The sequence below is a fragment of the Actinoplanes sp. G11-F43 genome, assembly GCF_050589265.1.
In the GTDB taxonomy this organism is placed as follows: Bacteria; Actinomycetota; Actinomycetes; order Mycobacteriales; family Micromonosporaceae; genus Actinoplanes.
This window is the reverse complement of record NZ_JBNZCE010000073.1, coordinates 1-12,680: the sequence shown is the minus strand read 5'-3', so window position 1 is coordinate 12,680 and position 12,680 is coordinate 1. Positions and strand designations below refer to the sequence as shown.

The following is a 12,680-nucleotide window of genomic DNA, read 5'->3' as shown; positions in this document are numbered from 1 at the left end:
CGCCCGCGCCACCGAGGCCCTGGAAGCGGCCAGACTCGCCGGCGAGGCCGCCGTACGAGCCGAACGACACGTCAAATTCGCCTACGAGGAAGCCGCCAAAGCCGCCACGTCGGCCGCCGACGCGGCGCAGTCCGCGGCCGAGGCCAAACAAGCCGCCGCTCAGGCCGCCGCCGAGGGGGCCGCGGCCCGTCTCGCGGCAGCCAACGCGGCCCGGCACGACGCGCAGGCCCGTGCCGACGCCGCCGCGGCCCGTGCCGCCGCCAACGCCGCGGCCAGTGACGCCAACGCCGCCGGACGCAGCGCCCAGGACGCCCAGGACGACGCCGACCGCGCCGGCCAGGCAGCCACCGCCGCCGAAGCCGACGCCGCAGCCGCCCACCAAGCCGCCACCGCCGCCGAAGCCGACGCCGCATCGGCTCGCCGCGCGGCCGACAGCGCGCAGCAGCACGTCGAGGGTGCCGCCCAGGCGGCGAGCGACGCCCTGCAACACGCCGCCGACGCCCAGCGGGCCGCCGACCGCGCCGAGGAAGCCGAACGCCAACGGCAGGCCCAGGCCATCGCCGACGCCGCAGCCGGCGCAACGCTCGACCCGCTCGACCCCGACCTGCTGCAATACCTCACCCCCGAACAGCAGGCCGAACTGCGCCAGGCACACGCGGATGCCGGGCTCAGCGTCCTCGACTTCCTCCAGGCCGAAGCCGCCGACCTGCTCTACGAACTGTCCGGCGCCGGCGACCTGGTCCGCTGCTTCCGGGACGGCAACGTCGAAGCCTGCCTCTGGAGCCTGGCCGGCCTGATCGGCGGCATCAAAGCCGTCCGCGCCGGCTACAAGATCGTCAAAGCGCTCCCGAAGATCATCAACTTCCTCAAGAAGATCAAGAACGCCGAAAACCGGCGCCACCTGCTCCTGGAACTCGCCCGGCGTCTCAAGAAGGAGTCCAGGGGTGCGGACTCCTGCGACGAGGACGATCGGAAGAACAGCTTCCTGCCGGGTACGCCCGTCCTGCTCGCCGATGGCGGCACCCGACCCATCGAAGAGCTGAGAATCGGTGACATGGTCGCCGCTACCGATCCACTCACCGGCTCGACCTCTGCCAGGCCCGTCACCGCCACCATCATCGGTGATGGCGACAAGAAGCTGATCGACATCACCATCGACACCGACGGCGACCGCGGTGCCGAAACCGCGATGGTCACCGCGACGCACAACCATCCCTTCTGGGTTCCGGCGCTCTCCGCCTGGGTGGACGCCGAACGACTGTCGCCTCAGCAGTGGCTGCGGACCGGCGACGGCACCCACGTGCAGATCTCCGCTATCGGTCATCGAGCCGCGAATACCCGAGTTCACAATGTCACCGTCGCCGAGATCCACACCTACTATGTGATGGCCGGCGAAACGCCGGTTCTGGTCCACAACGCCAACTGCAAGCGCAAGGTCTACCGGCAATTGAGTTATGACGACCGGGTACGCTTCGACAAGCGCCAGGGCCTGGAGCCTCATGGCACCGGCGGGTCCATCATCGACCACATCGCGGGCCGCCCGACCAAGCACATCTCGGCCTCGCTGACCGAGGGAGCAAGCGAACGCTTCGCGTCAGGCCAGGGAATGGTGGAAATCGATATCGACAAGGCGATCGCTGGTGGGGCCCGGTATATCGATCACAATAATGTCATGCAGGCCGCCAAGAGAAGTCGCGACTCGAAGGTGGTGCGCGATGCGAGGCGTGCCGAGGAGGTTCTGTTCGTCGGGTTGATCCCCTACGACGCGATGAAACCCATGTGGAAAGGATAGGGGGCGGAATGCCGACGCTGAGTGAACACGTGAATGTCTATACGACGGCGATCGCGGTTCTGGAGCAGAAGGGGTTCTCCGTCTGGTACGACCGGGGGCGTGACACGTTCTGTGCTCAGCGAGACGGCTGGGACTTCTGGGCTGACAATCCGATTTCCCTGCTCGGCCTGGTGGCGGTGTTCGAGCACAAGAACCCCACCGAATTTGTGAGCAACTGGTGGGTGACCGAGGGCAGCGTCCGCTATCCGGATGTCCCGGAGACCGCGCCCGACTACATCCCGGTCCGCGCTGGTCCGCGGCCGGGTGACCAGCGCGACTAGAACATTCGAACCTGACCCGGGGTGCGGGTGCATTTCGGTGCACCCTCACCTCGGTAGTTCGATGCGAGGGGCGAGGGTGACGGACAGCGGCGCCGATGTGGAGGTCGAGCTCAGTGGACTCCGTGGTCGTCCGGAGAGCGAGTACCGGACTCTCCTGGGGCGGCTCATCCAGCGAGGACCGGCTCTCGTTCCCACCCTGCGGCGGATCCGGCGGCAGGGCCCCGGCCGGCTCCGTGCCGCCGCGCTCGAGGTGCTGGTCAACATCGTTGGTGAGGCGGGGCTGGATCCCGCTGACCTGGCCGCGGCGGAGCGTCTGGTGCGTATCAAGGCACCCGTGGAGCCGTTCCTGAACGTCAGTCTCTGCTGGGACGCGTGGATATGCGTCCGGGGCGGCGATCAGCGCGGCATCATGGCGGCTCTCGGGCTGATCCCGGCGCGACCTGCGACGTTCGTCCTGGCCGACACGGTGGTCTCCGATGACATCGCCGGTCCCGGTGGCCTGCTGTTCGTCACCCCGCAGCTGAACGGGTGGACCGTCGTCGCCGGTGGCTGGTGCGATCCGCAGTCCGGCGAGCGCGGTGCGGAGGTGCGGCGGCTGGTCGAGCGGCTCAGCGAGCGGTACGGCGAGGCGCACGCATTCTCCCTCACCGAGTACGGCGACGAATCGGACTGGCTGATCGCCCGGTCCGGCCGCACCGTCCGGCGTTACAGCGAGACCGATCCGGCCTGGGCGATCGGCCAGCCCCTACCAGTGGAGCGCCGCCACCTCGACGCTTCGGGCACCGCCGGCACCCCGGAACAGAGAGACGCCTTCGCCTTCGCCTGCACCGCCCGAACGGTGGCCGCTGAGATGAGCATCGACATCGTCGGAGGTGTGCGCCGCAGTGAGGCCACCGTCGACGGGCTCGGGATGCTGGCCTGGACGCCCGGCACGACAGCGGCTGCCATCGCGCCGGGCGCCTATCAGATCTGACGGCGAGCACCGTACGACGTGATCCGTCCCCCGCGGACGGGTCAGGACCGGCCCGGCATCCGGGCGTACGACGTGGTGTCGACGTGCTGGGAGACCTTCTCCATGGTGTTGATGCTGACGTGCGGCCACTTGATCCGGCCGGGGCCGCCGTCCAGACGGGGGAAGAAGTCGAGCTGGACCACCTGCACGTACTGGAGCCGCAGTGTGATCCGGCCCTGCTCGTCCTCGACCTCCTGGATGAAGAAGGTCGCCTTCATCTCGGAGGCGTTGGCCTGCTTGACGATGAACGGGATGTTGTTGATGCCGCCGTGCTCGACAGTGGTGTCGAATTCCAGGACCGTGGTGCGGACGATGTTGACGCCTTGATTGGCGACGTTGAGCAGCGCGGTCGGGTCGGTCGGGTCGAACAGGCCGAGGAACGGGTTGTCGTGGTAGTGCCGGTACGCGGCCAGGTACCGGCTGTCCAGGTCCTGGCTGACCCCGATCGGCAGCGCGTTGACCTGCGGAATGTTCGGGGCCCCGGTCAGCACCTGGAAGTCGCCCATGGCCAGGGCGGCGTCCCCGTGCGGGATGGTGGCCAGCCGGGCGATGGTCGGGCCGCCGCCGGTCTGGTTGGTCATGTGGAGGAACAGTCCCGGCTCGTGGTGGATCGGCAGGTCGGCCGGCCCGGCCAGCCCGCTCACCGGGAAGTCGTCGGCGGCGATCTGCGCGATCGCCTGCTCGTAGTCGATCGTCACGACCAGCTGGTCGGTGTTCTCCGGAACGCTCAGGTTCACGCCACGGTTCGGGACCGCCTTGTCGACCAGCTGGAACTTGAGTTCCTCGTTGAACTGGTTCACCAGCAGCCGGAACGGCGGCCCGCCCACACCGGGCGGCGGCACGAACGGCAGCGCGATCATGTTCCAGCCGCGTCCGGGCAGGCCGGGCAGGTTCGCCCAGGTGCCGGGCAGCAGCGTGAACGGCCCCAGATCCGGGTCGCCGGTGCGCGCCGGCTCAAGATGACGTCCTTCACGCTCCAGACGTGCGATGTCCACAGGACTCACGGTGTCGCCTTTCCCCCGACGGCGGCCGGTGGTTCCGGCCGCTCGATCAGAGGAGCGCGCTGACGCCCGCCTGATACCTGCCACCGGTCACGGCAGGCGGGGGACGCTGTTCAAGAGCCGCATCGTGTACGGGTGGGACGGCGCCCCGAGCACGCCGGTGGTGTCGCCCTGTTCGACCAGGCGGCCTCGTTCCAGGACGGCGGTGTGGGCGCACAGTTCGGCGACGACGCCCAGGTCATGGGAGACCAGCAGGATGGTCAGGTCGCGTTCGGCGCACAGCGAGGCCAGCAGGTCGACGATGCGGACGCGGGTGGTCAGGTCGAGGGCGCTGACCGGCTCGTCGGCCAGCAGCAGGCGGGGGTGGCCGACGATGGCGCGGGCGATGGCGATGCGCTGGCGCTGGCCGCCGGAGAACTCGTGCGGGTAGCGGCCGGCCGTGTCCGCCGGTAGACCGACGGCGTCCAGGGCTTCGGTGATCCGGGCCGGGTCGGTGTCCAGGCCCAGGCCGCGTAGTGGTTCGGCGACGATGCGGGCGATGCGCTGGCGCGGGTCCAGCGAGGAGTACGGGTCCTGGAACACCGCCTGCGCGGCCCGCCGGAACTGGCGCAGGTTGGTGCGGGTGAGTGGACTGCCCTCGTACCGAATGGTCCCGGTGGTGGGTCTGGCCAGGCCCAGCAGCAACCGCAACAGGGTGGTCTTACCGGACCCGGACTCGCCGACCAGGGCCACATTGCGGCCGGCGTCGACCCGCAGGCTGACGTCGGTGAGTGCCGGCGCGGCGGACTGCCGGTAGGTGAATCCGGCCCGTTCGGCGGCGAGGATGGGTGCGGTCATGGCCGGCTCCGGGGCAGTGCGGCGTCGAAGCGGCGGGCGCTGTCGACGAGCGTACGGGTGTAGGGGTGTCCGGGTTCGGCGATCACCCGGGCGATCGGGCCGGACTCGACGATCCGGCCGTTGCGCAGCACATGGGTGTCCTGGACGACGCGGGCGGCGACGGGCAGGTCGTGGGTGATGAACAGCAGTGCCGTCTCCCGCTCGGTGACGACATGATTCAACAGATCAAGGACTTCCGCCTGTACGGTCACGTCGAGCGCGGTGGTCGGCTCGTCGGCGATCAGCAGCCGCGGCCGGCAGGCGAGCGCCATCGCGATGGCCACCCGCTGGCGCTGCCCACCGGACAGCTGATGCGGGTACGAGCCGGCGATGCGTTCGGTGTCGGTCAGCCGGACCGCGTCGAGGGCGTCGGCCACCGCCGTGCGCAGCGCGGTGCCGCGCAGTCCCTGGAATCGCCGGATCGGGATGGCGATCTGTTTTCCGGCGGTCATCAGCGGGTCGAGGGCGGTCAGCGGTTCCTGGAAGACGACCGCCGCGACATCGCCCCGGCCTCGCGGCGCCCGGATCATGTCGGCGCCGTCGAGCCGGATCTCGCCGGTCGCGGTCAGGCCCCGGGGTAGTAGTCCGGTCACGGCGAGGGCGGTCAGTGACTTGCCGGACCCGGACTCGCCGATCAGGCCGGCCCGTTCCCCGGCGCGGACCTGGAACGACACGTCGTCGACGAGGACCCTGCCGGTGGTGTCTCGGATGGTCAGGCCGTCGACGTCGAGCAGGTTCATCGGGTGTCCCTCCAGGTGCGCAGGCCGTCCGCGGTCAGGTTGACCCCGATCACCAGCACGACCAGGGCGATGCCGGGTGCCAGTGCGGCGACCGGCGCGGTCAGCACGGTGGCCTGGGCCTCGTACAGCATCCGGCCCCAGGACGCGTTCGGCGGTGGGGTGCCGAGCCCGAGGTAGGAGAGGCTGGCTTCGGCCAGGACCGCGAGCCCGGCCTGCAGGGCCAGGTTGACCAGCAGGGTGGGTGCGATGTTCGGCAGCACGTGGTCGGCGACGATCCGTGGCCAGGAGATCCCGGCGACCCGGGCGGCGGTGATGTAGTCGCGGGACAGCACCTGTTTGACCAGCACCCGGGTCAGCCGGGCGACCACGGCGGCCATCGCCAGACCGATCGCGATCACGGCGGTGAACAGGGAGGCCCCGGCGCCGGCGACGATCAGCATGGCCAGCAGCAGGGTCGGGAACGCGATCAGGATGTCCAGCATGACGGCGGCCGCGTCGTCCAGCCAGCGGGTGGCGAACCCGGCGAGCAGCCCGGTGGTCACCCCGATCAGCCCGCCGACGGTGACCGCGCCGAGGGCGGTGCCGATCGCGATCCGCCCACCGATCAACAGTTGGGTGAACAGGTCCCGGCCGAGTTTGTCGGTGCCGAGCAGATGGTCGCCGCCGGGTGGGGCGAGGCGCCCACCGGAGGTGTCTTCGGGGGCGAAGGGCAGCCAGACGTACGACAGCAGGACGGCCCCGACCACGGTCAGCACGAGCAGCAGGCCGACGGCGAGGTGCAGGGAGCGGCGGGTCATGAGGCGGCTCATGAGGTGGCCCGGTGGGTCAGGCGCGGGTCGACCAGGCGCTGGGCCAGGTCGCCGAGGAAGCCGACCAGCAGGACCGTCGCGGTGCTGACCAGCATGATGCCCTGGATCACCGGGTAGTCGTGCTGGCTGATGCCGCGGACCAGCATCCCGCCCAGGCCGGGCAGTGCGAACACGCTCTCCACCACGACGGCTCCCAGGAAGGTGGTGGCCAGCTCCATGGCCAGGACGGCGATCACCGGGATCGCGGCGTTGCGGACACCGTGCCGGGCGAACGCCTCGACCGGGCCCGCGCCCAGCGCCCGTGCGGTGCGCAGGTAGTCGGCGTTCAGCACGTCGAGGGTGGCGGCGCGGACGTAGCGGATCAGCGACGCCGACATGACCAGCGCGATCGTGACGACCGGGAGGATCAGCGACTCGACGGCCGCGCCCGGGTCGGCCCAGCCGTCCGGTGGGAACCCGCCGGCGGGCAGCAGCCGCAGGTTGAGGGCGAACAGGGTGACCAGCAGCAGGCCCACCCAGAACGCCGGGACCGCGATGCCGAGCTGGGCGATCGCGTTGATGACCGGGCCGTACCAGCGGTCGGCGCGGGCCGCGGCCAGCACCCCGACCGGCACCGCGATCAGCACGGCCAGGGTGAACGCGGCGAGGGTGAGCGGGATGGTGACCGGCAGCCGCCCGGCGATCTCCGGGCCCACCGGCAGCGTGCTGACCAGTGACTTGCCGAGATCGAGGGTGGCCACGTCGTGCAGCCAGGCGGTGAACTGGGACAGCAGTGGCGCGTCGGTGCCCAGTTCCCGCCGGGCGGCCTCGATCTGCTCGTCGGTGGCACCGACCGGGAGCAGGGCGTTGGCCGGATCGCCGGGCAGGAGCCGGAGCAGGACGAACAGCGCCACCGCGGCGCCGAACAGCGACCCGGCCAGGATCGCGGTCCGGCGCAGCAGGTAGGCGAGCATCAGTTCTTGACGATCCCGTACGCGAAGAACTGGGCGTTGAGGCCGTTGACCGGGTAGCCGGAGAGCTTCGACGAGGCGACCACGATCTGCGGGTAGAGGTACAGCCAGTCGCTGGCCGCCTCCTCCGCGATGATCTTGTTGGCCTGCTTGAGCAGGGTGGTCTGCTCCTCGGCGGTGGCCGACTGCTCGGCCTTGGTGACCAGCTCGGTGACCTGCTTGTTGTCGTACCCCCAATAGAAGTCGGGGTTGCCGTACCAGACCACGTCCCGGTCGTTGACGTGCTCCTGGAGCGTCGCCTGGAAGTCGCGCTTCTGGTAGACCTTCGTGTACCACTCGTCGGCGGTGATCGTGTTGATGTTCACCGTGACGCCGATCTTGGCCAGTTCACTCTTGATGAAGGTGGCCGCCGTCGGGTGCGGGTCGTAGCTGGGCGTGTCGATGGTGAAGGTGAATCCGCCGCCCAGACCGGCGTCGGCCAGCAGCTTTTTGGCGTTCTCCACGTGGTACGCGTTGACCGCGGTCAGATCCTCGTACCAGGGGTCGCTGGGCGGGACCATCGAGCCGATCAGGGTGCCGTACTCGCCCCAGATCGAGGTGAGCAGCTTCTTGTTGTCGATCGCCTGGCTGACCGCCTGCCGGACGGCCACCTTGTCGAACGGCGCGACCCGGTCGTTGAAGGCCAGCAGCAGCTTGGTGGTCGACTGCCCGTTGTTGACCTTGTAATCGGCGTTGCCGTCGAACTGGGCCAGTGCGTCCGGGCTCTGCTCGCTGGTGACGACGTCGACGGCGTTGGTGATCAGCGCGTTGTTCAGCGCGGTCGCGTCGGTGAAGTAGTGGAAGACCACACCGGCGTTCTTCGCGGGCGTGCCCCAGTAGCCGTCGGCCCGGGTCAGCGACAGTGTCGAGCCGCGCTTCCATTCACCCAGCTTGTAGGGCCCGGTGCCGTCGGTGCTGGTGGTCAGGTCGGTGGCCGACGCGTTGACGATCCAGATGTACGACAGGTTGTAGACGAACGAGATGGACCGGCTGGACAGGGTGAACTCGACTGTCGCGTCGTCCGGCGTGGCGATCGACTTGATCACCGCGAGGTTGCTCTTGCGGGCCGACTTCGAGTTCTCCGCGGTCACCCGCTCGACGCTGGCCTTGACGTCGGCCGAGGTCAGAGCCTTGCCGGAGTGGAACGTGACGTTCGGCTGGAGGGTGAAGGTGTAGGTCAGGCCGTCGTCGCTGACCTTCTGGTCCTTGGCGAGCAGCGGTTCGACGGCGCCGGTGTCGGTGAGCCGGAACAGCCCCTCGTACACATTGCCGTTGAGGGCCTCGGTGACGCCCTGCCCGCCGCCGGCGGTGTTGTCCAGGTTCTGCGGCTCGTAGACCGACCCGACCTGGATGATCGCCTGGTCGGGACTGGTCGCGGCGCTGTCCGCGTCGTTGCCGCAGGCGGCCAGCGTGCCCACGAGGGCCAGCGCTGCCAGGGCGGTTGTCAGTTTGCGCACGGTGGTACTCCGGATTTCAGCGGGGCTGTCGGAAGAGCGGGAGCTTCTCGCCGGCGGGGACGGGCACGGCGAGGCGGTTCTGCGGCGGCGGCATCGGGCAGTTGTAGTGCTCGGAGAATCCACATGGTGGGACGAACGCCCGGTTGAAGTCGAGGACCGCCCGGTCGGTGAACGGCCGGCGCTCGACGATCAAAAACCGCCCTGCGCCGTACGTCTGGGTGCCGTTGGTGGGGTCGCCGAAGACCAGCAGCAGGGTGCCGTCGTCGTCGAACGCGTTCAGCACGTAGTCCCGGCCGGCCACCGTCACGTGCAGGTCGCCGGGCACCGGCAGGTCGCGGGTGAAGCCGGTGTCCTGGGCGTGCTGGAACGGCACCCGGCGCTCGGCGGCCACCTCGACATAACGGCCTTCCAGGACCCAGGCCGGGTCGTACGGGAACGCGTCGATGCCCTGGAAGTGCTGGATGGCGTCGGAGGCGGCGTCCCACAGGCGGATGCCGTGCTGCTCGGCGCCGGTGTGCGGGTCACGGCGGGTCAGGCGGGTGGCGGTGACCGTGGACGGCTGCCCGATCAGGGCGGCGTCCGGGTCGGTGGCGCCCCAGCGGGTCTCGATCAGGGCCAGGTTGCCGGTGGGAGCGGTGACCGCGCGGTGCCGGGCCCGCTGCCAGTCGCTGTGCTCCTGGGCGGTGGTGAGTGTCATGACGACCTCAATGTTGATCTTGATGCTGACTCCGCTAACCCTAGCCCGACGGTAGGTTTTAAGGCCATGGTCACGGTGGTCACACCACCCGGTCAGCGCGCGACGACCAGTTCGGTCTCCGGATCGTGCGGGAGCACCGGAGTGCCGGCGACGACCATCGTGGCGCGCGACCACGGGCGCTCGCTCAGCAGGAACGGCAGCTCCTCACGCAGCCAGGCCGCCACGTGGGCGCGCTGCTCCGGGGAGTCGCCGTCCCGGGCGGTCAGGCGGCGCTCCTGCTCGTCCAGGTCACCCTGCACGTAAATCGAGGCGTCCAGCCACTGGGACAGCTCGGCGCGGATCACACCGGTGCCCTCGATCCAGACGATGCCCGCACCGGCCGGGACGGTGATCGAACCCGGTCGGCCATGGTCGGCCCACGCCTGCGGGCGGAAGTCCACCGCCTCGCCACGGTGCAGTGGCCGCAGCACGTGCTCGGCCAGCAGCGCGCACCAGTCGAAACAGGCGTGATGCCAGGCGATGTCATCGGTGTGGACGACCGCATCGCCCTGCCCGGCCGTACACAATCGGTGGGTCAGAAAGGTTTTTCCCGCGCCGCCCCGGCCGTCGACGGCGATCAACCGGGGGCGTCCGGTCACACCCGGTGACGCCGCGCGCAGTCGATCGACCGTCTCCAGGAGTGTTGCCACCCGCCAGCCGGCCGCCTCGATCTCACCCTCGTGCAGGCGCATTCACACCGTCCCGGTCGTCACCACCGTGTATCTGACCTGCTCGCCGTTCTGCTCGCAGACGTGCTCGCCGGCCGGGGTGAAACCCGCCGAGCGGGTCAGCCGGAGGCTGCGCTCGTTCCAGGACTGCACCACCGCCCGTAACCGCCGGGCGCCGGTCGTGGTGCGGTAGTGGTCCAGCACCGCGGCGGCGAACCGGGCGCCGTTGCCCCGCCCGACCATCGCCGGATCCATACCCACGCCGACGTCGAGCACACCCTCCTCGACGGCCAGGCCCGGCACCAGCGCCTCCGGCCCGGAACAGCAGAATCCGACCAGCGGGCCGCCGTCGGCTCCCGCGACGGCGAGGTAGCCGGGCAGGTCACTGAGCAGTCCGGTCTCCGGGCGGGGGTCGTAGATCCGCCACGGCCCGTCGTAACGCCACCCGGCGATCCGGCGGGCGTCACCGGCGGTCAGGGGGCGAACGGTCAGTACGGACGGGAAGGGTACGGTCACGGCGGTCATGATCACCGGCGGCCCGCCCGTACCGCAATCGGTTTAGCCCTGACCGGAAGGAAACGACAACCGTGACCGACCAGGGGTTCTGGGATCCGGCGGTGAGCGTCGGATCGCTCTTTCCGGAACCGGGGCGGCTTCCCGCCGACCGCTATCTGGTCGTCATCGAAAACGCCTTCTGGCCGACGAATCGGCATACCTGGCGACGCTCCTCGCCATCCTGTGGCGGGCGGCCCGGGCTCTGGCGGACTTCAAGACCAGCAGACGGCACGAGCCGGTGCCGTTCAAAGTGATCCTGCGCTGTGCCGACACCCAGGCGGCCGGCACCCAGGCGGCCGGCACTCTCCGGCGGGCGGCCGAACGGTGACCGATTCTGACCCCCTCGAGGTGGGACGGCGGCTGGCGGCGGGGGAGCTTCCGGGGGACGTTTTTCTCGGGTTGTGGAACGGGGGTGCCGAACCCCGGGACGCGGCGATCGCCGTGTGTGTCGCGTGCGGTGCCACGCCGGAGGAGGCGGAGCGGCGGATCCGGGAGTTCGACGACCTGTGGGACTTTCTGGAACCGGGGGAGGAGGCCGACGGCGCCGACCTGCTCACCCGGCACGGATATTTCCGGCCCGACGCGGTCCTCGACGAGCGGCAGCGGATCGTGCTGAGCAGGCTGCATGCCGCGGTGGACGTGGTCCGGGGAGTGCCCAGCGGGTACGCGGTCGGGCTGTTCACCCGATTCCGGACCGGCGATCTCGACGGGGCCTACCACCACCTGGAGCGGATGGGCCGGCGGATGTGGCCCGATGACCAGCGGTTCTGGGCCGCGATGGCCTCGGCCCGGGAATTGCTGGCAACCGACCTCGACCGTACTGAGCCGTTTTCATCCTGAGTAGGTCGGTACTCCACGTGATGGAGCGCGAGAATGGCACCGGTGAACCTTCTTGTCCGGAAACCTCACGGCCTGTTCATCGATGTCGTAGGTCTGCGCCACAGCTCGCCGCAGCCGGCGAAGATCCGCCGGAATCAGGGTGCCGTCGACATCCCCAATCACCACATCCGCATCCGTTTGTCCACCAACTCATGGTGTCACGCCAGACGTCCGAGCGCTGTTGCACGTGCTCGATGATGTGGACGGAAGCGGCTCACACCGTTATTGCGTGCTGCTCCGACCATAAGATCAGTGTCAACTCGGTCATTTGATTCGGCCTGTTGCCGATATGGGCCTCCGTGACTTCTGGGTGGAACCGTGGCCGTCCGTCTCGAACCGAAACTCCTACACCAAGTCAACCGCGATGCGGAACCGTTGAATTTCGTCACCTTGTTGCGTCGACACTATAAAAGCTGCTAACACATCAGCGCTTCTGGTTGAAAATCGCCGGTGTGGTGCCGGTGTCGGCTACTCGGAGAGCACGGGAACTTTCGACGACGCCGGCTCGGTCACCGGAGAATGCGGCGCCGGCGGTTCAGCGTTGGGGTGGGCGAAGACATTCGAGACGGCACCGACGACTACTCGGCTGGTTCGGCACTGAGGGTGGCGGCTTCTCCTGCTCCATCGGCGTCGAGTACCAGTGGTCCCTGTAATGCGGATTCCCCTGTCCCACCCAATACTGAAGGCGTCCCGCCTGAGTTAACGGTTCCTTCGCTCCGAAGAGCGCAGTCACGGTCGTTTCAACATCATCCGGTGAGGCCGAGGATGGTGAATGGCCTTGTCATTTCGCGGTTGGCCCAGCGGGTTGCTTCGGTGATGTCGGTGCGGCCGGCCAGGCGGAGGGCG

The 12,680-nt window shown here is 69.2% G+C and carries 13 protein-coding genes; 4 read left to right on the top strand and 9 right to left on the bottom strand.

Annotated elements, in window-relative coordinates; all coding sequences use genetic code 11:
- The 3 genes from ACQ0O7_RS44640 to ACQ0O7_RS44630 all read left to right on the top strand — a co-directional run.
- On the top strand, positions 1-1,792 hold a 1,792-nt coding region (locus ACQ0O7_RS44640; protein WP_430792013.1), incomplete at its 5' end, for a Hint domain-containing protein.
- Positions 1,793-1,800: 8 nt separating this feature from the next.
- Positions 1,801-2,112 carry a hypothetical protein gene (locus ACQ0O7_RS44635; RefSeq protein ID WP_430792012.1) on the top strand — a complete coding sequence of 104 codons (312 nt, stop codon included), beginning with the start codon at positions 1,801-1,803 and terminating at the stop codon, positions 2,110-2,112.
- A 76-nt stretch (positions 2,113-2,188) separates the two neighbouring features.
- Positions 2,189-3,085: a hypothetical protein gene (locus ACQ0O7_RS44630; RefSeq protein WP_430792011.1), complete on the top strand. Its 897-nt coding sequence runs from the start codon at positions 2,189-2,191 to the stop codon at positions 3,083-3,085.
- A 41-nt stretch (positions 3,086-3,126) separates the two neighbouring features.
- Here ACQ0O7_RS44630 and ACQ0O7_RS44625 read toward each other — a convergent pair whose 3' ends face one another.
- From ACQ0O7_RS44625 to ACQ0O7_RS44585, 9 genes are all read right to left on the bottom strand, one after another.
- Entirely contained in the window at positions 3,127-4,119 is a 993-nt protein-coding gene (locus tag ACQ0O7_RS44625; RefSeq protein ID WP_430792010.1) for a heme-binding protein, read from the bottom strand.
- A 96-nt stretch (positions 4,120-4,215) separates the two neighbouring features.
- Positions 4,216-4,962: an ABC transporter ATP-binding protein gene (locus ACQ0O7_RS44620; protein WP_430792009.1), complete on the bottom strand. Its 747-nt coding sequence runs from the start codon at positions 4,960-4,962 to the stop codon at positions 4,216-4,218.
- Positions 4,959-5,741 (bottom strand): ATP-binding cassette domain-containing protein, encoded by a 783-nt coding sequence (locus ACQ0O7_RS44615; RefSeq protein ID WP_430792008.1) that lies wholly within the window; start codon positions 5,739-5,741, stop codon positions 4,959-4,961. Before ACQ0O7_RS44615 ends, ACQ0O7_RS44620 begins: the two co-directional genes overlap by 4 nt.
- Positions 5,738-6,538, bottom strand: coding sequence for an ABC transporter permease (locus tag ACQ0O7_RS44610; RefSeq protein WP_430792007.1), 801 nt, complete (start codon positions 6,536-6,538; stop codon positions 5,738-5,740). The genes ACQ0O7_RS44615 and ACQ0O7_RS44610 overlap by 4 nt, the downstream gene beginning before the upstream one ends.
- A gap of 8 nt (positions 6,539-6,546) precedes the next feature.
- Positions 6,547-7,503 carry an ABC transporter permease gene (locus ACQ0O7_RS44605; RefSeq protein WP_430792006.1) on the bottom strand — a complete coding sequence of 319 codons (957 nt, stop codon included), beginning with the start codon at positions 7,501-7,503 and terminating at the stop codon, positions 6,547-6,549.
- Entirely contained in the window at positions 7,503-8,996 is a 1,494-nt protein-coding gene (locus ACQ0O7_RS44600; protein WP_430792005.1) for an ABC transporter substrate-binding protein, read from the bottom strand. The genes ACQ0O7_RS44605 and ACQ0O7_RS44600 overlap by 1 nt, the downstream gene beginning before the upstream one ends.
- Positions 8,997-9,012: 16 nt before the next feature.
- Positions 9,013-9,693: a DUF1684 domain-containing protein gene (locus tag ACQ0O7_RS44595; RefSeq protein WP_430792004.1), complete on the bottom strand. Its 681-nt coding sequence runs from the start codon at positions 9,691-9,693 to the stop codon at positions 9,013-9,015.
- A gap of 92 nt (positions 9,694-9,785) precedes the next feature.
- On the bottom strand, positions 9,786-10,424 hold the full coding sequence (locus ACQ0O7_RS44590) for a uridine kinase family protein (protein WP_430792003.1): 639 nt from the start codon (positions 10,422-10,424) through the stop codon (positions 9,786-9,788).
- Positions 10,425-10,916 carry a GNAT family N-acetyltransferase gene (locus ACQ0O7_RS44585; RefSeq protein ID WP_430792002.1) on the bottom strand — a complete coding sequence of 164 codons (492 nt, stop codon included), beginning with the start codon at positions 10,914-10,916 and terminating at the stop codon, positions 10,425-10,427.
- 363 nt (positions 10,917-11,279) lie between these two features.
- Between ACQ0O7_RS44585 and ACQ0O7_RS44580 the strand changes: the two genes are divergently transcribed.
- A complete protein-coding gene (locus tag ACQ0O7_RS44580; protein ID WP_430792001.1) occupies positions 11,280-11,795 on the top strand; it encodes a hypothetical protein in 516 nt (171 codons plus the stop codon).
- Positions 11,796-12,680: the final 885 nt, after the last annotated feature.

Excerpts from the sequence above, each read along its gene's own strand:
- ACQ0O7_RS44635 (WP_430792012.1), top strand. The coding sequence starts at position 1,801 with ATGCCGACGCTGAGTGAACACGTGAATGTCTATACGACGGCGATCGCG.
- ACQ0O7_RS44620 (WP_430792009.1), bottom strand. The coding sequence starts at position 4,962 with ATGACCGCACCCATCCTCGCCGCCGAACGGGCCGGATTCACCTACCGG.
- ACQ0O7_RS44615 (WP_430792008.1), bottom strand. The coding sequence starts at position 5,741 with ATGAACCTGCTCGACGTCGACGGCCTGACCATCCGAGACACCACCGGC.
- ACQ0O7_RS44610 (WP_430792007.1), bottom strand. The coding sequence starts at position 6,538 with ATGACCCGCCGCTCCCTGCACCTCGCCGTCGGCCTGCTGCTCGTGCTG.
- ACQ0O7_RS44605 (WP_430792006.1), bottom strand. The coding sequence starts at position 7,503 with ATGCTCGCCTACCTGCTGCGCCGGACCGCGATCCTGGCCGGGTCGCTG.
- ACQ0O7_RS44595 (WP_430792004.1), bottom strand. The coding sequence starts at position 9,693 with ATGACACTCACCACCGCCCAGGAGCACAGCGACTGGCAGCGGGCCCGG.
- ACQ0O7_RS44590 (WP_430792003.1), bottom strand. The coding sequence starts at position 10,424 with ATGCGCCTGCACGAGGGTGAGATCGAGGCGGCCGGCTGGCGGGTGGCA.